Source organism: Moorena sp. SIO1G6, assembly GCF_010672795.1.
GTDB classification, from domain to species: Bacteria; Cyanobacteriota; Cyanobacteriia; order Cyanobacteriales; family Coleofasciculaceae; genus Moorena; species Moorena producens.
Map to the genome: position 1 here is coordinate 69,850 of NZ_JAAHFZ010000019.1, position 19,790 is coordinate 89,639.

At 44.0% G+C, this 19,790-nt stretch carries 18 protein-coding genes and 2 pseudogenes; 7 read left to right on the forward strand and 13 right to left on the reverse strand.

The genetic code is table 11. The features are described from left to right. Window positions 1-202 precede the first annotated feature (202 nt). Complete coding sequence (locus F6K63_RS19215) at window positions 203-472, forward strand: hypothetical protein (RefSeq protein ID WP_131826833.1); 270 nt, start codon at window positions 203-205, stop codon at window positions 470-472. Between the two features lie 79 nt (window positions 473-551). On the opposite strand, the gene F6K63_RS19220 is transcribed toward F6K63_RS19215, so the two are convergent. From F6K63_RS19220 to F6K63_RS19230, 3 genes are all read right to left on the reverse strand, one after another. After that, the gene (locus F6K63_RS19220) at window positions 552-1,631 is read right to left on the reverse strand and encodes an MraY family glycosyltransferase (protein WP_044492818.1); all 1,080 of its coding nucleotides are present in this window, start codon (window positions 1,629-1,631) and stop codon (window positions 552-554) included. A gap of 113 nt (window positions 1,632-1,744) precedes the next feature. Beyond that, entirely contained in the window at window positions 1,745-1,981 is a 237-nt protein-coding gene (gene sipA, locus F6K63_RS19225) for a regulatory protein SipA (RefSeq protein ID WP_008182949.1), read from the reverse strand. 7 nt (window positions 1,982-1,988) lie between these two features. Continuing rightward, the gene (locus F6K63_RS19230; RefSeq protein WP_131826832.1) at window positions 1,989-2,231 is read right to left on the reverse strand and encodes a hypothetical protein; all 243 of its coding nucleotides are present in this window, start codon (window positions 2,229-2,231) and stop codon (window positions 1,989-1,991) included. Here F6K63_RS19230 and F6K63_RS19235 point away from each other — a divergent pair. Then, window positions 2,212-2,382 carry a hypothetical protein gene (locus F6K63_RS19235; RefSeq protein WP_287249349.1) on the forward strand — a complete coding sequence of 57 codons (171 nt, stop codon included), beginning with the start codon at window positions 2,212-2,214 and terminating at the stop codon, window positions 2,380-2,382. The genes F6K63_RS19230 and F6K63_RS19235 overlap by 20 nt on opposite strands. Here the strand turns inward: F6K63_RS19235 and F6K63_RS19240 are convergent. Further along, window positions 2,379-3,434 carry a sirohydrochlorin chelatase gene (locus F6K63_RS19240; RefSeq protein WP_008182946.1) on the reverse strand — a complete coding sequence of 352 codons (1,056 nt, stop codon included), beginning with the start codon at window positions 3,432-3,434 and terminating at the stop codon, window positions 2,379-2,381. The genes F6K63_RS19235 and F6K63_RS19240 overlap by 4 nt on opposite strands. Window positions 3,435-3,643: 209 nt before the next feature. On the opposite strand from F6K63_RS19240, the gene F6K63_RS19245 reads away from it, so the two are divergent. Next, window positions 3,644-4,273 carry a Crp/Fnr family transcriptional regulator gene (locus F6K63_RS19245; RefSeq protein WP_287312921.1) on the forward strand — a complete coding sequence of 210 codons (630 nt, stop codon included), beginning with the start codon at window positions 3,644-3,646 and terminating at the stop codon, window positions 4,271-4,273. A gap of 198 nt (window positions 4,274-4,471) precedes the next feature. Beyond that, window positions 4,472-5,083, forward strand: coding sequence for an alpha/beta hydrolase (locus F6K63_RS19250; protein WP_044492816.1), 612 nt, complete (start codon window positions 4,472-4,474; stop codon window positions 5,081-5,083). Between the two features lie 118 nt (window positions 5,084-5,201). On the opposite strand, the gene F6K63_RS19255 is transcribed toward F6K63_RS19250, so the two are convergent. Then, window positions 5,202-5,456 (reverse strand): hypothetical protein, encoded by a 255-nt coding sequence (locus F6K63_RS19255; protein WP_008182940.1) that lies wholly within the window; start codon window positions 5,454-5,456, stop codon window positions 5,202-5,204. Window positions 5,457-5,532: 76 nt separating this feature from the next. After that, window positions 5,533-7,716 carry a DUF1565 domain-containing protein gene (locus F6K63_RS19260; protein ID WP_287312922.1) on the reverse strand — a complete coding sequence of 728 codons (2,184 nt, stop codon included), beginning with the start codon at window positions 7,714-7,716 and terminating at the stop codon, window positions 5,533-5,535. Window positions 7,717-7,921: 205 nt separating this feature from the next. Between F6K63_RS19260 and F6K63_RS19265 the strand changes: the two genes are divergently transcribed. From F6K63_RS19265 to F6K63_RS19275, 3 genes and pseudogenes are all read left to right on the forward strand, one after another. Next, window positions 7,922-9,004: a thiamine phosphate synthase gene (locus F6K63_RS19265; protein ID WP_287312923.1), complete on the forward strand. Its 1,083-nt coding sequence runs from the start codon at window positions 7,922-7,924 to the stop codon at window positions 9,002-9,004. Between the two features lie 86 nt (window positions 9,005-9,090). Beyond that, complete coding sequence (gene thiS / locus F6K63_RS19270) at window positions 9,091-9,315, forward strand: sulfur carrier protein ThiS (RefSeq protein ID WP_071102252.1); 225 nt, start codon at window positions 9,091-9,093, stop codon at window positions 9,313-9,315. Between the two features lie 256 nt (window positions 9,316-9,571). After that, window positions 9,572-10,818 (forward strand): annotated as a pseudogene (locus tag F6K63_RS19275) (RNA-guided endonuclease InsQ/TnpB family protein). 32 nt (window positions 10,819-10,850) lie between these two features. Here the strand turns inward: F6K63_RS19275 and F6K63_RS19280 are convergent. From F6K63_RS19280 to rfbF, 7 genes and pseudogenes are all read right to left on the reverse strand, one after another. Beyond that, a complete protein-coding gene (locus F6K63_RS19280; RefSeq protein WP_287312924.1) occupies window positions 10,851-12,038 on the reverse strand; it encodes a class I SAM-dependent methyltransferase in 1,188 nt (395 codons plus the stop codon). Window positions 12,039-12,141: 103 nt separating this feature from the next. Next, entirely contained in the window at window positions 12,142-13,350 is a 1,209-nt protein-coding gene (gene lhgD, locus F6K63_RS19285) for an L-2-hydroxyglutarate dehydrogenase (RefSeq protein WP_287249338.1), read from the reverse strand. A 409-nt stretch (window positions 13,351-13,759) separates the two neighbouring features. Continuing rightward, window positions 13,760-13,945 (reverse strand): annotated as a pseudogene (locus F6K63_RS19290) (glycosyltransferase family 2 protein); the annotation flags it as partial. Window positions 13,946-14,071: 126 nt separating this feature from the next. Continuing rightward, entirely contained in the window at window positions 14,072-15,301 is a 1,230-nt protein-coding gene (locus F6K63_RS19295) for a class I SAM-dependent methyltransferase (protein ID WP_287249336.1), read from the reverse strand. 877 nt (window positions 15,302-16,178) lie between these two features. Then, window positions 16,179-17,408, reverse strand: coding sequence for a class I SAM-dependent methyltransferase (locus F6K63_RS19300; protein WP_044492613.1), 1,230 nt, complete (start codon window positions 17,406-17,408; stop codon window positions 16,179-16,181). 225 nt (window positions 17,409-17,633) lie between these two features. Beyond that, complete coding sequence (locus F6K63_RS19305; RefSeq protein WP_287312925.1) at window positions 17,634-18,698, reverse strand: NAD-dependent epimerase/dehydratase family protein; 1,065 nt, start codon at window positions 18,696-18,698, stop codon at window positions 17,634-17,636. Beyond that, complete coding sequence (gene rfbF / locus F6K63_RS19310; protein ID WP_008182252.1) at window positions 18,622-19,473, reverse strand: glucose-1-phosphate cytidylyltransferase; 852 nt, start codon at window positions 19,471-19,473, stop codon at window positions 18,622-18,624. Before rfbF ends, F6K63_RS19305 begins: the two co-directional genes overlap by 77 nt. Window positions 19,474-19,790: the final 317 nt, after the last annotated feature.

Consider the following 19,790-nt stretch of genomic DNA (forward strand, 5'->3'; position numbering starts at 1 on the left):
CTCTTCTCGATAGAGACAGCTACCCGTATACTCGGAAACCGCGCTTCTCGGTGAACAGCAGGGACTTTTGCCATACTGAACCTCGTTCTCATTTCCGGCTAGAGCCTATAGAAACAAATTCTGTATTTGGTTATGTATCGTTATTTGGCGCAAGCTCCCTACTTTTCTAATCGGGCGACACCAAGACTTAAGAGTTACGAACTTGGCTACATCGGTCTTATATCTACCCTTAATTCCCAGCTTTCTTGGTCTGGAGGGTAATAGTGCCAAAGTAGTTAAGCAAATTATACCACAAATGCCAACCCACTTCCCTTGCGCCCTAACCACCACTTGCTATCGCGAAGATGGTGGAATGCGGGCTGATTGTCCGTTCAATTCCAGAGCAAGAGTAGTCAGCTTACGCCCTACGCACATGCTGCTCTTGCCAGCACTGACCAGGGCATTGCTGACTATCGTTTGGGATACCAAGTAGAGTTGGGTCAGTTACCAATTACCCATGACCCATGACCAATTACCGATTACCCTGAATCATTCCACAATTGGGCAACGCTTCATTTCGCTCTAATTCTTTGCAAAACAGTAATGCCTAACAGCAAAATGATACCCCCTGTCGTGGCATAGATCACCCTAGGAGTCATATCTTGTAGTTTCATCGCTAGCCAGTTAGACACTAAGGTAATGCCCCAAAGGATAAGGGCAACATAGCGCTGGGAAAAACCAAAGGCTAACAAGCGGTGATGTAGGTGGTCTTTACCTGGGGTAGTTAGAGGGTTTTTACCATTGATCAACCGTCGCACAAATACCTGAGTAGTATCTAGAACTGGCAATAGCAAAAACACTACTGGAGGGACTAGGGCAAATACCGTAGTCACTTTTAAAGACCCTAAAATGCTGCTGGCAGCTAGTACATACCCGAAAAAGTACGCACCTGCATCTCCCATAATAATGTGGGAAGGATGGAAGTTATGGCGCAAAAAGCCAAGAGCTGACCCCCCTAGGGCTGCCAGAAGCAATGTTGCTGCGGCACGACTGGGAAACTGAGCTGAAACCGCTAACAGGCTCATAGCAGTAATAAAGCTGACCCCTGCTGCTAAACCATCCATCCCATCCATAAGGTTAATGGCATTAGTAATACCCACAACCCATAGAACCGTAAGTAACATGGAGAGTTGGACATCAATCGGAGTCCCGAAGGTGGCTTTAATCCCTGCACCACTAGCCACTAACAACAGGGCAGCAATAATTTGAACCGACAAGCGTACATAGGCAGGCAAACCAAATTGATCATCAATAAAACCTACCAGTACCAGAACCGAGCCCCCCAGGAGAATAGTCAGCACTTGAGCTAACACCCCTTCGATGACAATCGGTCTAAGGAGAGTAGCTAGTACCAGTGCAGCTACGACTCCGGTATAGATAGCTAAGCCTCCTGCATTGGGTAAGGGTTCTTGGTTAAGCCGCCGAGCATTGGGTTGGTCAGCCCAACCAACCTCCAAGGCAAATGAGCGTAAAGTTGGCATCAAGCATCTAGTCACTGCCCATGCCAATCCGAAAGTTAATATGACTGCCAGCCAGCCACTTCCCCTAGGGTTGGCAATTCCGAGGGACTGTAGGAAGCTGTACACATCTATCTCCCAAGTCACGTTCAGACTGCAAAATTGTAATCGCTATGGATAATATTAAGCTCATCTTGTAAATAAGGTACATGGGCAGAAGCACATCAGCAGGAAAAAGCGATTAGCATTTAGGGGTTTGGATTTTCCTCCTGAACTAACTCAATGTACTGACTATCGATCAGAAATGCTCCTCTAGAAAAGCGAACACCCCAGTATCCTCCTGGACGTCGGTCGAGGATTACTCCCTCTTCCCCAACTTTAATCACATCAGGAGGTCGTAACATGGGCATTGGTTCAGCAGTTTTGACGTAGCGTGGTAATGTAATTACTCTTACGCGATCGCCAACGTTAAAGTCTTGAGACATTGGTCAGTCAAAAAAGGTTATGGGGTTGAAGGTTGTTCGCGAAGCGTGGCCTATTGGCCAAGGTTATGGGGTTAAAGGTTGAAGGTTGAAGGTTGAAGGTTGAAGGTTGAAGGTTATGGGGTTGAAGGTTGAAGGTTATGGGGTTGTTCGCCTTTGGCGTTCGGTGTAGGGTAGGTTCTTTGGTTGAATGTTGTTCTTGCCCAGGCGTCCCTTGTAGTATAGGTTGGAGGTTGTCTGGATTAACCTTCAAGCTGTTAACCTTCAAGCTGTTAACCTTAAACCTGTCAACCTTCAACCAGCCAACCTTCAACCTTCAACCAGCCAACCTTCAACCTTCAACCAGCCAACCTGTTAACCTTGGCCAAAAGGCCACGCGATCGCGTTCAACCGGCCAACCCTAGGGTGCTTGCCAAATACGCTGGTGGTATTTTTCCAAATCTTGATAGGGGTCTGGAGTATTGTGATTATGCTGGTGAGAGTGGTGGTGGTGGTGATGCCCGTGGTGATGGTGGTGGGAGTGTCCGTTGTCAGCACCATTACCAATCGCTGCTAGGCGGAACTTACACATCTCACAATTCATCTGCACTTGCCCCAACTGAGCCTCGATTTCTCGGTCCCTGAGCACAGATAGCAGCTGAGGCTGAATTCCCATTTCTGGTAAACAGGTCAAGGGAATCTCTGGATAAAGTTTCTGCTGCTGAGCTGTGATATCAAAAATCTTTTTTACTAAAGCCCCGGTAAATAGGAAGTAAGGAAGTACTATAATATGCTTAGGTTGGTATAGTCGGGCGCGACGGAAGCCTTCTTCTAACCGAGGATGGGTAATGCCAATAAAGCAGGTTTCCACAGTTTTATAGCCACTGCCTTCCCAGAGCATGCGAGCCATTTTGTAAACATCACCATTAGCATCAGGGTCACTGGAGCCACGACCAACAAATAGAAGTACTGTGTCCTTTTTTAAGGCTAGAGGTTGTTGTGTTGAAGGTTCTAGATGGGAACGTTCACCGTTCAACTGGCTAACGGGTAACTCTGGTTGGGGTTGGTCAAGTTTGGCAAGCCGTTGCCGCCATAAATCCAGAATTCCCGTAGTAATTCCAAAATGACGCCCGTAGTGAAATTTGACTTGGGGATATTTTGCCCTTGCCCGGTCTAACTCGTTAGTAACATCAAATTTATTGTGGCGAGCTGCAAACAGTAAAATCGGTAATACAGTCAATTCTGTATAACCCTGCTGGACACAACTCTCTACTCCTTGTTGAATAGTTGGACCAGTCAGTTCCAAAAAACAAGGCACTACTGGCCGAGAACGGTTCAAGGTTTGATAGGTGTGGGCAAAATCAAGGAAAGTCTGACGCCCATCGGGGTCTCTAGTGCCGTGACCAACCATTAATAAAGGGCGTTTTAGCGGTAGGGGAGATAGGGACAATGACTCATCTGTGACATCGATCTTCATACTTCATCCTTGATCATTCATAGCTCATACTTCTACGTCATACTTACATAATTAATTTTATAAAGGGCATTTTAGTGGTAGGCAGGTTAAGGACAATGACTCAGAGGTAACATCGATCTTGTTCCTCTGTGTAATGGCTTAATCTCTTGATTACCGACCCTTTACCTTATTGCCTTAAGGTAGGGAAAGTATCCACCAGAGTTGCCCCTATGCACCAATTTTCGAGAGCAATTCTAGAGAGAAAGCAGCAAGATCCAAAGGTTAAACGCCGATTGCATTTCTACGCTAGGGGTGAGCAGATCCCTCTAGTAGCACAGGGTGTTTGGGAGGTAGACGAGGGCCGAGTCCAACTCAGTACCCTTTCCCCAGAAGGGGAAGAGATATGGTTAGGTTGGGCAGAGTCTTCTGCATTCTTTGGTAATTGGTTTTCTGTGCTGTCAAGTTATCAGGCAATCGCCCTAACTGATGTCCGTCTCAAATGGTATTCTTTAGCTGAAATCAACAATTCTCCCTATATAGCTCAAACTATCTTACCCCAACTAGTGCGTCGGATGCGACAGACAGAGATCCTGTTAGCAATCTCGGGTCAGCGCCGGGTTGAGGTACGCTTACAACATTTACTATTGCTATTAAAACGGGAAGTTGGTGAGCCAGTACCAGAAGGTATTCGGATCGGAATGCGTCTTACTCATCAGGATTTAGCTAATGGGATTGGAACGACGCGGGTTACAGTTACCCGACTGCTCAGCAAGTTCAAGAATGAGGGAGCCATTACTATTGATAGCGATCGCCACATTATCCTAAAGCACGACAGCTTTACAAATGTAGCAGATTGGTGATATTATGCTCAGATTAACAGATATCTTGGGCTGAAACTAGAAAAGCGCGGCATAAAGTAAGTTAGCTATTCGGCTGATGTGGCGTTGCAGCCCCGATTAAGTCCTCAAACCTACTCCCTAGGGGAGAGCTTCAATGTGCGCTAGTTCAGCCCATCTATCTGGAATCCTGATCACTTGTGTTCTTCAGGAGTAAGAGGCCTGTCTCTCGAAGCGATTTCAATTCCACCAGCAAACGGTCAACTACCAGCACGATTGGTCGTAGCTTTACACGGTTGGGGTGCTAATGCTCAAGCTGTGGCATCTCTAGTGCCATTGTTAAACTTGCCCAACACCCAATTTTTAATTCCCGATGCTCCTTTTAGTCACCCTCAGGTAACTGGTGGCAGAATGTGGTACGACTTGTCAAGAGACGACTATCGGAGATTAGAAGAAAGCGAAGAGCGCTTGAACTACTGGCTCCATTCTCTCCAAGGTTTTACAGGTATTCCCCTGTCCTCGACAATTTTGTGTGGCTTTTCTCAAGGTGGGGCAATGGCTCTAGATGTAGGGTTAACCTTACCCCTGGCAGGTTTAGCCTTATTGAGTGGCTATATGCATCGAACCCCTCAAAAGGTTGATTCATCCTTGCCGTCCATTCTAATTGTTCATGGTAGACAAGATACGGTTGTTCCTTTAACTGCTGCTAACCGGTTACGAGATTATTTGCTCAACTTGGGAGCAGCAGTGCAGTACAGAGAATTAGATATGGGTCATGAGATTTCATCAGAGCTTTTAGAATTGCTCCGGGAATTTATTATATTCAATAGATAGTGAACAGAGATGCTCAATATCCTAACTTCTGTGGAATCCCTTTAAAATAGAAAAAACATTATAAAAAACATTATAAAACATTAATTGGGCAAAACACCTCAACTAACTATGACTGTAGTTAATATACCTGTTGAAACAAGTCCCATAGTGTTGAAAATTCCGACTGTGTTAAGTTCCCTTGTAGTTGGTCAAACCATTGCTGTTTAATGTTCCCCATTCCCAGTTCGTAAGCATTCAGCCGTGAGCCTTGGCCTATGGCCACGCTACGCGAATGGCTCACGCTAGTTGAGGTGCTGTCAGCCGTCAGCTTAAAATAAAATTCAAAGTCTGGGGATTTACCCTTGGCCTTGGCCTTTGGCTGATAGCACCTCAACTAGCACCTCAAGTAGTCCATAGGCTGATACTTGAGGTGCTGATAGCTGATAACTTACCCCTGTTCCCTGGTTTGATCAGTAATTCAGAGGCACAATAGTGGTGCTCAAACCATAACTACTGAGTAATTTCAGCACCCGATCAATATTTTCGAGGGTTGTGAACAATCCGGCTTGCATCACAGTTCTTCCTTCAAAGGAGGTCAGGAAAGAATCGGGAATTAGCGATCGCATTAAATCTTGTTGCTGCTCACTCTCAGCATTTACCAAAATCCGGTAACCCTGACTGGGTAGAGCTGAAGTAGGATTATTCTCTTGAGGTCCCCTTTGTTCCGAGTTTGATTGGGTACTTGTAGAAAACACTGGAATTGAGCTACCTGAATTGGAGCTAGCACTAGTATCTTGATTACTAGTATTTTGATTAACCGGTGTACTGATCTGACTAGACATTGACATCATAACGTTAACCTCCTCAGTCGAGGCTGCTGCCGGTGTTGGTTTTGACCTGTCACTTGACGCATCAATCACTTCCTGTGACGGTGAAGCTGTAGTAAAACTGCTAGAATCCTCTCCTGGTTTAGGTGAAGATGTTGGTTCCTCAAAAGATGACTGCTCCTGATTTTGAATAACTTTCAGAGTTAGGGGTGTCAGGGGTTGAGAATGTGAACGTTGAGTCCTAGCATCAGAAGGCTGTTGGGTTTGAGAGGTTTCCTGACTCTGAGTTTGGGACCTTGCTGCTGGTCTAGAAGATTCAGTACTTGCAGAATTATTTAGTGCTGCGTCTTTGCTGATGTTATCAGTCGAGGTAGATGCCTGAGACTCCAAACTCGATGGAACGGGAAATGAAGCTGCTGAGACCTGAGCAGATGTCGGTTCCTTTGTAGGTTCCTTCTCGGCAGGTGGTTGGGATGGGACGACTTGGCTGGGGGTGGTTGGATTCTCCTGAGAATTAGGCTTAGTCTTCTGTGAGTTATTAGAGTTTTCTGCCATGACAACGGCTTGGTTATCAGAAGCATCAGGTGTACTGGCTGGTTTACTAACAGCTGGTTTACTAAAAGCTGGTGTTTCAACCTCCGACTTTTGAATGATATCGTTTTCAGTTTTTACTGAATTAACCTCACTTTTAGTTTCCTGCCCTAGCTGATTACCAAAAGCAATCACAGTAGGCTCAGACTCCTGATTGTTAATGTCAAACCGCCCATTGCCTCGAAATGTATTGTTTAATTTATTGTTTAATGTATTGTTTGTTGATTCTGGTGAATTTCCCCAATCCGGATTAGCTCCGACCTTGAGGACTAATCCATCCAGTTGGGAATTTTCAATGAGGTTATTCTGGAAAAATGGTTGAGCATTGGTTTCAACCACTACCCCATTTTTATTGCCAGTGATGCGATTATTAACGATATGGGGTGCAACGTTTTCGGCAATCAGAATTCCTAAGTCATTATTTTCAAATACATTGTCATCCACTTGAGTGTTTGAGGTTCCGTAAATACTGAGCCCATTGCCTTTATTGTTGTAGAAGTAGTTACTGCGAATTGTTGGTGTACTATTTCCCTCCACAGCAATCCCACTTTTGGTATTCCCAGTTAAGGTATTGTCTTCCACTAAAACCGAACCGACTTCCAGCCACAAACCATAACCTTCTGGATTAGTATTGTTAAGGGTCACGCCAGAAATAATCGTTTGGTCAGCACCTACGATTAGGACATCGTGACTAGCAGCCGTGGCACTAACAAAGGTACCACCGCCGCGAATCACCACATCGTGACCTCTAGTGCGGGGGTTGCCCTGTAGCTTGATACCGGGTTTCAGAAGTAGGGGGAAGGTTTCACCCATGTCACTGCTGTAGATACCGCTAGAGAGTACAATCACAGTATTGGCCTGGGCAGCTTGTAGCGCCTGAGTGATAGTTTTCAACGGTGAATCCTGGGTGCCATCACCACTACTGTCGTTTCCGGTAACTGGGTTTACAAACAAAAATTTTCTTTCTATGGTATGATCCAGGTTCCTTCCCCGATCATCCTGAGTTGATTGGGCTAAAGCTGTGGTTCCTCCTACTAATCCTAGTGGCACCATTCTTGAAGGGATAGCTTGGCTGAAGATGCTAAAGGTTAATCCCAGCAAAATCGTTGTCACTGGTAACCCAAGATCAAAGCCTCTAGGCTGATGTTGGTGATGGCAGTGGGAATGATTGGCCTTCGGCCACGCTACGGGATTGGAAATAGTTAATTCTATGGTGTGAATTCTGATCAAACTCATGGCTGTTCTCCTTTGGTCCAATGTTCATGGAATTTGACATAAGAGTTGAGTTGAATGTCAAGCTTGATCGTATCCATAAACTAGGATATTTGTAATCTATTTGTAATCATTTATCACTTGAAATGTGTCCGTTGCTAAATGTTACTGACCGGATAAACAAGCTTTCCATCCACTGTTAGGATAGAGAATAATGGAGTAGTTAGTAATGGATGACCAACACAGCGGCATTATGGGTCAAAAATCGGCGATCTGCCGAATTTTGGATGCAAATTTAGACCGAGCTAGAGAAGGCTTGCGAATTATTGAGGAGTGGTGCCGCTTTGGTCTCAACAGCGCCCAGATGGCTGGGGAGTGCAAGGAAATGCGCCAGGAATTAGCCCGTTGGCACAGCTCAGAAATCAGGATCTTCCGAGATACCTCAGGGGATCCAGGGACTGGACTAACTCATCCCCAGGAAGAACGACGTTCGAGCATTCAGCAGCTTTTACAGGCTAATTTGTGTCGGGTTCAAGAAGCACTACGGGTGTTGGAAGAATATGGTAAGCTATACGATGCTCAGATGGGTATCGCCTTTAAGCAGATGCGCTATCGGGTTTACACCCTGGAAAGCCATTTACTGGGATATCAGCGTCATCAGTTGCTAGAGCGATCGCATCTCTACTTGATTACATCCTTGTCAGACCAGTGGTTTGCCAAAGTAGAGGCTGCTCTCCAAGGTGGACTAACCTTGGTACAGTACCGGGAAAAACAAGCAGATGATGGGGACAGACTGGCTGATGCTCAGAAACTTTGCCAGCTGTGCCATCACTACGGTGCTTTGTTTATTATGAATGACCGGGTAGATTTAGCTCTGGCAGTGGAGGCTGATGGGGTTCATATCGGACAACAAGATGTGCCAATTTCCTTAGCAAGGCAGCTCCTCGGCTCCCAGCGTATCATTGGTTGCTCGACTACTAACCCTGATGAACTACACCGGGCAATTGCTGAAGGAGCAGATTATATTGGTGTTGGACCGGTCTATGAAACCCCTACTAAACCGAGTAAGCCAGCCGCTGGTTTGGATTATGTCAAGTATGCTAAAGAGCATGCTACAATTCCATGGTTTGCAATTGGGGGAATTGATCCAAACAATTTAAACTATGTCTTGGATGCCGGAGCTCAACGAGTGGCGGTTGTGCGGGGGATAATGGAGGCGGAACAACCAACTCTAGTGACTCAATATTTTCTGTCCCAGCTCAAACGAGAGCACACTCTTCGATCTCTTGAAGCTGGGGTTTCTAAACCCTAATGTCATCAAACTTGATAATAGTTGGACGTGTTAGGTAATAAGTAATAGTGACTAATTTTTAATAGCTTGCTGGTAAATATTCGTTCATGATTTATAATAACACAACTCAAATTACCCTTGAAGTTAATGGTGAATCCCGTACCTGCTCTTGTGACACTAAACTACCCCAGCTATTAGAACAGCTAGGCTTAAATCCGCGCCTGGTGGCGGTAGAATACAATGGTGAAATTCTCCATCGGCAGTTTTGGAGCCAGACTCAAATGCAGGAGGGAGACCAGCTCGAAATTGTCACTATTGTTGGCGGCGGTTGACTTCATCGGAGACATTTGAAAATCTCCCCATCAATCTTCTTGATGATGGGTATTCAACTGGACTTGATATCACTAAAGCCAACAGTCAAAAACAATCAAACACAAATTAACTCAGGAGTTAACGAGTAGGGGAGTTTGAGGGGACGAAATTCCCCACCCGTCGCAGGGATGGGGAATTTCGTCCCCTCAATTAGCTTGACATGTTACTGTGATATATATATAATAGTAACAAAGGTCGATAAAAGAGGTTAGCGCAGTGAAACATAAAGCCGTCAAACTCAGGATTTATCCCACTCAAGAACAGGTTCATATATTAGCCCAACATTTTGGGTGTGCTCGCTGGTGGTGGAACTATGCACTAAATCAGTGTATAGAAACCTACAAGGAAACTGGCAAAGGCTTGAAACAATCTGCACTTAACTCTATGCTGCCGAAACTCAAAAAAGAGAAAGAAACTGAATGGCTAAAAGATTGCTACTCTCAGGTTTTACAATCTGTGAGTCTCAATCTCAGTCGTGCATATCAAAACTTTTTTGTTCGCGTAGCGTGGCCTACGGCCAAGGTAGAGCGAAATATCCTAGATTCAAGTCATATCATCACCGTCAGTCAATCCAGTACCCCCAAAAAGTCAAACAAGTGGGCGACTGTCTTAAATTTCCTGGAAAGTTGGGAGTTGTTAAAGCAGTAATTCACCGACCACTAGATGGGGAAATCAAAACTGTAACGGTTAGCAAGACTCCTTCTGGGAAGTACTATGCTTCTGTGCTAATGGAGTATGAGTTGGGTGATGCCAAGCCATCTACAGATGGGAAGGTAATCGGTATTGACTTGGGCATTAAGGATTTTGCGATTACCTATGATGGAGAAAAGACTTCTAAGTTTAGCAATCCAAAACACCTAGCTAAATACGAAAAGAAACTAGCTAAAAAGCAACGTATTGCTGCCCGTAAGAAAAAGGGTAGTAACAGGCGCATAAAAGCCAGAAAGATTTTAGCTAAGGTATACGAACAGATTGGAAATGTCCGTCAAGACTACCTCCATAAGCTATCTAGAAAGATAGTTGACAACAACCAAGTAGTGGTAGTCGAAAATCTAAATGTCAAGGGCATGGTAAGCGCTACGCGCACGCTACGCGAACGTAACCATAAACTAGCTAAAGCAATTTCTGATCTAGGTTGGGGAACTTTTGTCAACTTTCTTTCCTATAAATGTGAAAAAGAAGGAAAAGTGTTGGTTGAGATAAACAGGTGGTTCCCCAGCTCCAAGACCTGCTCTAATTGTCATTACCGCATCAAGGAGTTGCCGCTAGACGTAAGGACTTGGGTTTGTCCAAGTTGTGGAACTCACCACGATAGAGATGGTAATGCAGCTAAAAATATTAGAGCAGAAGGGATCAGAGTGCTATCCTCCTCTGGGACAGGGGAGGTAAACGCCAGTGGAGAAGAAGTAAGACCAAGACGCGGACGTCCGTCCAAATTGAGGCATTCTTCCGTGTTCGCGTAGCGTGGCCAAAGGCCAAGCTGGAAGCCCCGACCTCAAAGAAGTAGGTCGGGGTAGTTCACACCTAGATTTTTGCATAACTGTCGAATCTCTTCTTCATAGATCGGGTTCATCACAATAACCAGCTCGGGTTGGTAATCCTGGAGAAACTCTGGTGGAACAATTTCCTGTCCCGTTCCAGCAACGTACTTCCCCTGTTTGCGGGGATTGAGATCTACGATGTAATCAATCACATCTTGGCTCTTGAGCAGATTCAAAAAAGTAACCCCTTTCGAGCCAGCACCCCATGCTACGGCTTTTTTCCCAGTTTGAGCGATGGTTGTCAGTTTGTGCTGCCAGCTTTCTAACTTCTCTTGAAACCTAGCGGTAAAGCTGGCAATATCGCGAGTCAATACCTCGATTTCATCGGGTTTTCCATAGCTGTTTGGGATTTCCCCATAGACTGGCTTTGCTTCCAGGCAAAGGAACTGACCACCAAACGCCTCCTTGATTTCACTAACTTGAAACCCAGCATTGACAAAAGCTTGCCCTAGAGAAGAGGGGGCGAAATAGCAGCAGTGTTCATAGATAATGTCCCACACCGCTAGATGGCGAAAGGTATCTAAGGCGTTGGGGACTTCAAAGAAAACAATGGTATTAAGGCGAGAACCGATCGCCTGTCGTAGTGGCTTGAGCAAATCTGCGGGATTGGAAATGTGTTCTAGGGTGTGCCGACAACAAATTAGATCCGCTTGATACTCTTGGTAGAGCTGTGAATAGAAATCTTGAACAAACTTGACTTGAGTCTGGAGTTGTTGATGCTCTGACCTAGGAACATAGCTCGGGTCAAAACCTACTCCTCGGTTATTACCTAGTTCACACAGGCAAAGGAGAAAATCCCCTTTGCCACAACCAATTTCAATAATTTCTTTATTGTAGAGATTGTGGCGCTTCAGCAATCCAGCGGCAAGGGATTGGGCATAGTCTTGAAATCGGGGAGAGTAGTGTAAGGAGTTTTCATAGTCCTGGCAATAACCCAATTTAGTAGGGTCAAAGGCTAGGTTGCTAATAAAACCACAGCTAGGACAGAACCCTAGTTTGATATCTCCCTTGGAACAGTTTTGAGCAGTTGGACGCGATCGCCACAGCAGATTACAGTACACTGGCACCGCCAACATCTCAAAAAACACCTCTAAATCGGCAGAGGCACATACAGGACAGTTGTGGTTAGATAACCTGTTCATTTCTAGTTTTCACTCCATGAGACTAGTACAGGGAAAGTACAAATAATCAGCTATAAGCAGTTAGCTGATAGCTGACGGCTGATAGCTTTTAAGGAAACTTGGGTCAGATCATCCTTTCGAGAGTTTTCAGTGTCGGGATTTCACTAGCGATCGCATTACCAATCTCCAAAGAAGCCGTCGCACCAGGAGAGGGAGCGTTACAAACATGCATTGCTTTAGGACTATTGACAATTAAAAAATCATCCACCAGCTTGCCATCATTTTTCAAGGCTTGAGCTCTGACCCCAGCATGGGTGGGAACTAAGTCATCTGCTTGGATTTCAGGAATCAGCCGTTGCAAACTCTTAACAAAGGCAGCTTTACTGAAGGAGCGGATGATTTCCTGAATTCCTGCGTCTCCATGTTTGACAGCTAGTTTCCAGAAACCGGGATAGCTCATGACCTCCACAAAATCTCGCAAGTCAAAATCAGTCTTTCGATAGCCTTCCCGCTTGAAACTAAGTACAGCATTGGGTCCAGCATGGACACTGCCATCAATCATGTGGGTGAAATGAACCCCTAGGAAAGGAAAATTCGGATTAGGAACTGGATAAATTAGGTGCTTGACTAGGTAGCGTTTCTCTGGCTTGAGTTCATAGTACTCACCCCGGAAAGGAACGATTTTAGCTGGAGGCTCAGCATCACCCAACTTAGCAATGCGATCGCTATGTAGTCCAGCACAGTTGATTACAAAGCGAGTGGGATAGTTACCATTGTTGGTTTCCAGTACTAAACCATCCCCAGTTTCCAGGATTTTTTCAACCTTACTATTGAGACGTAAATCCCCTCCCTGGAGACTCACCAGTTCAACGTATTTTTCACAGACCTGCTTGTAGTTTACAATCCCAGTCGAATAAACTCGAATTCCAGCTAAACAACGGACATGGGGTTCAATTTCCTTAACCTTTTCACCAGTAATCTTGGCAATCTCTATACCATTTTCCAAACCCCTTTGGTAAAGAGTATCCAGTAATGGTAGTTCTTCTGGTTCAGTTGCTACAATCACTTTGCCACAGATGTCATAATCAATGCCATGCTTTTGGCAGAATGCCACCATCGAGCGGTTTCCTTCATAACAAAACCTAGCCTTGAAACTCCCTGGTTTGTAGTAGATTCCAGAATGAATCACACCACTGTTATTGCCAGTTTGGTGAGCAGCCCAACTGCTCTCTTTTTCCAGTACCATAATTTTGGCATCTGGATAACGTTGACCCAATGCCATGGCTGTGGATAAGCCAATGATTCCTCCTCCAATAATCGCCAAGTCGTACATGGTTATTTTTATTACTGAAATTATTCATGTTAATTTTTAAAGTTGAATGTTGAATGTTGAATGTTGAATGTTAAAAGTTATAAGTTAACCGTATCCCTTAGAAAGGGATAATAAGGGGTAATATATTTTTTTGTATGGTGAGGTACACCTTAAAGCTGAAAAGCTTGTTAATTGAGACTTCTGGTCTAGCTCATTGGAGTATAAACCGCTATAAACAATTAATTAATCCTCAAAAATTTTGGGTAAGCCTATTCACTTTCCATACTTTTTTGTACCAGAAAACCTATTATAATATTTGCCATTTTGGCCTGAAGGGGCGACCAAAAAAGAAAAAATCACAAATGACAAACACTCTTTTACCTGCAAGTATGCAAGCCTTCCGTTATTGCTAAACTTTGCTGGGTGCTTTCTGTTTGTCTTTAGCCTGATACTCCCGGCAAATCTCCTCAGTTGCGTCAGTCGAGCAGTTATCTGAAATGATCAACTCGAAATCCTCAAAGGTCTGAGCCAAAATTGAATCTAATGCTTCTCTGAGGAATTCTTCGCCGTTGTAGACTGGTAATCCAATGCTTAAGCGGGGTTGATCAGCACTCATTTGAACATTTTTAACATAAAAATATTTGCTTAACGTATGTAAGTATTCAGCTATCAGCGTGTTGCGTATCAGCTATCAGCTGATAGCTGACGGCTGAATGCTTACCTCATAACTAATGACTGATATTTATAGAGATATAACCTCTGTACTTACTCCCATTTTATCCAACATTTGCTGAATTTCATCACAATATATGGAATTCATGACAATCACCTGATCAGGTTTGTATTCCTTCAAAAACTCTGGTGCCATAATTTTTTTACCAACACCAGGGATAAATTTCCCATGACGATGAGGATTAATGTCCACCACGTATTCAATTTTGTCTGTGGTATCAAGAGTGGTTAGAAAAGCCACACATTTGGAACCCGAACCCCAAACTACAACACGCTTGCCTTGAGCATGCATCTGCTCTAAGTGCTGCCTGCAATTCTCCAGCTTCTTGCTAATCTCGTTGGTGAAGTTTTTGACATGCTGAGTAACTTCCTCAAGACTTTCTTCCAGAGGATGTACTTTGTCAGATGCAATAGTGACAGGTTTGGTTTCAATTAACAGATATTGTTCACCATAAGCTCGATACAGGTCAGTCACTTCAAAACCACAGTCACGGAATAATCGCGCTAGGGATCCAGGGGTAAAATAGGAGCAGTGTTCGTAGTAAATGTCTTCAAAGGCTAAGTCTTTCAGTACTCGTATGGTATCCGGGATCTCAAAGACCACAACGGTATTGAGGCGATCGCCAATGGAGCGGCGCACGGTACTAATAAACTCAGCAGTAGGATAAATATGCTCCAGGGTATGGCGACAACAGATAAAATCACCTACATACTCAGCATAGCGCTCTGAGTAATAGTCTTGAATAAAGGTGACCCGGTCAGCGGCTTCACTATGGACTCGTCCTACTACAGCAGACGGGTCAATACCAACACCGCGATTGTTACCTAATTCGCACAGCAGCAAGAGGAAATCTCCTTTGCTACAACCAATCTCTATAATGTCTTTGTTATGAAGGTCGTATTTGTCGATCAGATGATTGGCTAGATCAAGGGCAAACTGATTGAAGGTTGGGGAAAAACTCTGTTGGTCTTCATAATTGGGAGCGTAAGCTGACCACCTGGGATCAAAGGAAACATTAGTGATGAAGCCGCAATCTTCACAAAATCCCAAAACCACATCACCGCAAGGGAAGTCTAGGGCTTCTTCCTCGGTTGACATCATTAAGCAACTGTGAACTGGTACGTTGTGTACTTCATAAAATAAGGACAATCCTTGGTTTCCACAGTTGGGACAAATATGTTCTGATAATGAAATCGGTTGTGTGTGAGCAAAATTTTTGGACAATGCTTGTTGTATCATTTTGAGTGACTTTTTTATAATTTAAATGTGCTGTCATTAGGACTGGCTATACTAGTCGATTCTGTAAGCTCAATAAAAAAAAAATTTTTTGTCTTTACTATTTTGCGATCGCATATAGCAATTCTCTATGCCATGAGGTACAAAGATATCCCCCTAAATCCCCCTTATCAAGGGGGACTTTGAGGTTGAGAAGCGTACCTCATAAATCCTAGAAACGCTATAATTCAGGCGTTGCTGAATTAAGGAATGAATGCGCGATCATTTGGTTTTATTGAAGCCCCCTAAATCCCCCAATTCTGGGGGACTTTGATAGTTTTGTTCCCCCCAAGCGAGCAATCCCTCGCTTGGGGGGCTAGGGGGGCAAAACCATACCCAGAATCAGCAACGCCATAATTCAAGCTTACGATCGCCAACACCAACGTTATCAAAACCTATAATTAGCAAAGCATTGACTTGATAGTAAGCATTTGTAACTAGATCAGTTACAAATTACACACCATCTTAACTGTTCACCAATGGTAGTTCTAAAGATCACCCAGATACTTTACGTTTTCTCCAACAGCGAGCTCAATCAGATCCCTATTAGCGTGTGCGAGCAGCAGTTATGACAGAATTAATCTGTGGTTGGAAAAATGAACCTGGGATGTTTTAGGGATGTTTTAATTTTTATGCGATCGCGTAGCGTGACCTAGGGTCAATCGCACAAGCGCGGAAGCTTCGCTTCATCGCGTAGCGTGACCTTTCGGGCTTTGCCCAACGCTTCGCGAACGGTCAATCGCACAAGCGCAGAAGCTTCGCTTCATCGCGTAGCGGCTCTTTCAGAGGATCGCGCTGATCGCTACTCCCTACTCTCTTGCTTGACCGTCAACCATAAACTCTAAACAATCTTTGGTTGTGGAATCGGAATAATAAATTTACCTCCTTGTTGTCGATACTCTTCCTGTTGCTGCAAAATCTCATCAGCAAAATTCCAAGCTAGCAGCAAGACATAATCTGGTTTATCCTCTAACAGTTTTGATGGTGGGAAAATCGGTAAATGATTAATGCCCATGTAGCGACCATGTTTGAATGGATTTAAATCCACTACATAATCCACCAGGGTTTTATTAATCCCAAAATAACTGAGCAGAGTAGTTGCTTTAGCTGCTGCTCCATAGGCTGCTACCTTTTTACCCTTTTTTTTCAAATCCCAGAGGATATCCAGTAAAGAAAGCTTAATTTCCTGGACACGATTAGCAAAATCACGGTAGTAATCAATACGGTCAACTCCCCGCGCTACTTCTTCTGCTAATAGAGATTTTACGGATTCCTTAACCTGTTCCTTAGGCTCCACAAATAGGCGTAACGAACCCCCATGGATTGGAGTACGTTGGATGTCATTTAGGAATAAACCATGTTTCCTAAACAACCGATCCAAAGCAGTTACTGAAAAATAGCATAAGTGCTGATGGTAGATAGTGTCAAATTCACAGTGATCTACCAAGTCAACCACATAGGGTACTTCAATCACAGCTACACCAGTCTCTTTCAGCAGAACCCCAATTCCTGCTACAAAGCCATTCAGATCTGGCACATGAGCCAAGACATTGTTAGCAAGAAAAACATCAGCTTTCCGTCCTTCAGAGTGTAGCTCTATTGCCAAATCTTTCGTAAAGAATGTACAAAGAGTAGGAATACCTGCTTTTTGGGCAGCTTCTGCAGGTCCAGAGGCTGGGTCAATTCCCAGCACTGTAATTCCTTTTTCAAGAAAGTTCTTGAGCATATAGCCATCATTACTAGCTGCTTCAATTACTAGACTGTTGCTGTTGAGTTGTCTTGATTCAATGATGGCTTTGGCACTATCTCCAAAGTGTTTTAGTAACGATTTTGATACAGAAGAAAAATAGGGGTAGTCTCGACAAAATAGGATTTCGGGCGGGACACTTTCGGTGATTTGGACTAAACCACTGCTAGGAGAAAACGCCAGATCCAATGGCGCAGTATATTCAGGTTTATCTAGCTGGTCTTTAGTAAGTAATCCATCAGCTAATGGGGTGTAACCGAAGGAAATAATTAACTCTAAGTCATCAGTGCTGTTAGCACGACAAATAGGCATGGAATTATACATTATTAGTTTAATAATATCACTGTTAATTGTTGACTGTAAACGGTTGGCAATTAACTGTTAACCATCAACAAAAAAAATATCCAGAACCATAGGCAAGTTAACTGTTTGTTAAATTTAACTAATTCTCCAGAGTGCCTGCAACCAGTGTTTCTGGCCTTTTGGTAATTGGTAATTGGCAATTAGAGTAGGATTACCGATTACCGATTACCAATGACCCAACAACTCCTAAACACTCATGGCTTGTATTTGAGGAGATCTAGGTAGCTCCGTACGCCAACGCAGGGTTTGATCTAATCTTCCAGTGCTAAGTAATTGTTTGATGTGAGCGATACGCTGATACCTCGGTCCCTCAAACTCTTCCAAGGTTAAGCCTACGGTTTGATAAGCCTGGTAGAGTTCTTGAGCTCCCCGAGGGGCATTCCATTGGGGTTTGAATTCGGGTAATGTCCGAATAATCTTACTACAATCAACGCGATAACAGCGCTTATCGGGTCCAGCATCTTTAGCGTATTCAATTTCGCAGCCTGGAACTGTTTCTTTGACAATTTCGGCTAACTCTCGAATGCGATAGTTGTCCTCATTGCGTCCCACATTAAACGCTTGATTGTGTACCAGCTCACGAGGTGCTTCCAACACCGCAATAAATGCTTGGGAAATATCTTCAATATGGACAATGGGACGCCAAGGGGTGCCATCGCTCTTGATATACACTTGACCCGTGGTAAATGCCCAAGCCACCAAGTTATTGAGTACTAGATCAAAGCGCAGACGGCGGGAAACACCGTAAGCCGTGGCATTCCGCAGAAAGATAGGACTAAAGTTATTGTCCGCTAACTGAGTAACATCTTGCTCGACACGAACTTTAGAAATGCCGTAAGGAGTGACGGGGTTGAAGGATGATTCCTCAGTCAACCAATCATCACCACCAGCGCCATAGTTACTACAAGACGATGAGAATACGAAGCGCTCGATGCCTGCGGCTTTGGCTAACTTAGCCAAATGAACTGAAGCAGCATGATTGATCTCATAGGTTAAGTCAGGATTGAGATTCCCCAGAGGATCGTTGGAAAGCCCTGCTAAGTGGATTAGAGCATCAAATCCTTCCAGTTCTGTTGCCGTAACGTCACGGATATCCTTTTTTAGCTCTGGAATTTTTCGAATTCCTTCACCAAAGGTACTCTGTTCAAATAAGTCGCTATCAAGACCAAATACATCATACCCTTGAGCTAGTAGCATTGGCACCATGACTGTGCCGATGTAGCCCTTGTGACCAGTTACTAATACTCGCATTATTTTCCTCCCAAATTTTCCAAGGTGCATTGCCACTGTTCCACAGACTTTCTAACCTGCGCTTGTCACGTAAGGTGTCCATGCATTGCCAGAATGAAGTGTGGTGATAAGCGATCAGTTGCCCATCTCTAGCGAGTCGCTCCAGTGGTGCTTTTTCCCACTGGGTGTCATCACCGTCGATATAATCAAAAACTCCGGGCTCTAAAACAAAGAAAGCACCGTTGATCCAGCCTTCTCGGGTTTGAGGCTTTTCAGAGAATTCCGTAATCTGGTTTCCATCTAGTTCTAAGTAACCAAAACGTGCAGGTGGACGTACTGCAGTTAAGGTAGCTAATTTGCCATGGGAACGATGGAATTCCAGGAGCGCATTTAAATTGACATCAGAAACCCCATCTCCCCAAGTGAGCATAAATGTCTGATTGTTTACATAGGGAGCGAGCCGTTTAATCCGACCGCCTGTATTGGTGTAAATACCAGTATCGATTAAATCAACTGTCCAATCCGGTGCTCCACCACCGTGCTGGATGACTTTGCCATTGTTAAGGTTGACCGTTAAGTTACTATTAAGTGAACTATAGTCCACCATGTATTTTTTAATGACTTCTGCCTTATAGCCGAGGGCAATCACAAAATCTTGGAAGCCATAATGGTAATAATGCATCATGATATGCCAGAGGATTGGTCGCCCTCCGATTGCTACCATTGGCTTTGGTTTTGTGTCGGTTTCTTCGGCTAGACGAGTACCGAGACCCCCGGCAAGAATTGCTACTTTCATATGACTGTTGAGACCAAAATCACTAACAACAAAATAACTAACAGGTTTGACTTATAATCCATCATTTTTTTATTAATTTTATGAGGAATAAACCTATCGATGTATCCTATCAAATTCCGTTGAATAATTATCATAATTCCTGAGCGGTGAATTGGTAATTTGTAATTAGTAATTGTTAGTTGGTAGTTAGTAATTCGTAATTGCTAGTTGATGATAAACCATCCCCCATTACGCATTACCAAAAATTCAGGGATTATTGGGAAACTAATTAACCGGACTTGATATAATTCAGTATTTTCAATTAAACCCAAGTTGTA

What these genes read in the sequence shown, in the direction of transcription:
- sipA (WP_008182949.1), bottom strand. Translation starts at nt 1,981, where the DNA reads ATGTCTCAAGACTTTAACGTTGGCGATCGCGTAAGAGTAATTACATTA.
- F6K63_RS19240 (WP_008182946.1), bottom strand. Translation starts at nt 3,434, where the DNA reads ATGAAGATCGATGTCACAGATGAGTCATTGTCCCTATCTCCCCTACCG.
- F6K63_RS19245 (WP_287312921.1), top strand. Translation starts at nt 3,644, where the DNA reads ATGCACCAATTTTCGAGAGCAATTCTAGAGAGAAAGCAGCAAGATCCA.
- F6K63_RS19260 (WP_287312922.1), bottom strand. Translation starts at nt 7,716, where the DNA reads ATGAGTTTGATCAGAATTCACACCATAGAATTAACTATTTCCAATCCC.
- F6K63_RS19265 (WP_287312923.1), top strand. Translation starts at nt 7,922, where the DNA reads ATGGATGACCAACACAGCGGCATTATGGGTCAAAAATCGGCGATCTGC.
- thiS (WP_071102252.1), top strand. Translation starts at nt 9,091, where the DNA reads ATGATTTATAATAACACAACTCAAATTACCCTTGAAGTTAATGGTGAA.
- F6K63_RS19280 (WP_287312924.1), bottom strand. Translation starts at nt 12,038, where the DNA reads ATGAACAGGTTATCTAACCACAACTGTCCTGTATGTGCCTCTGCCGAT.
- lhgD (WP_287249338.1), bottom strand. Translation starts at nt 13,350, where the DNA reads ATGTACGACTTGGCGATTATTGGAGGAGGAATCATTGGCTTATCCACA.
- F6K63_RS19295 (WP_287249336.1), bottom strand. Translation starts at nt 15,301, where the DNA reads ATGATACAACAAGCATTGTCCAAAAATTTTGCTCACACACAACCGATT.
- F6K63_RS19300 (WP_044492613.1), bottom strand. Translation starts at nt 17,408, where the DNA reads ATGTATAATTCCATGCCTATTTGTCGTGCTAACAGCACTGATGACTTA.
- F6K63_RS19305 (WP_287312925.1), bottom strand. Translation starts at nt 18,698, where the DNA reads ATGCGAGTATTAGTAACTGGTCACAAGGGCTACATCGGCACAGTCATG.
- rfbF (WP_008182252.1), bottom strand. Translation starts at nt 19,473, where the DNA reads ATGAAAGTAGCAATTCTTGCCGGGGGTCTCGGTACTCGTCTAGCCGAA.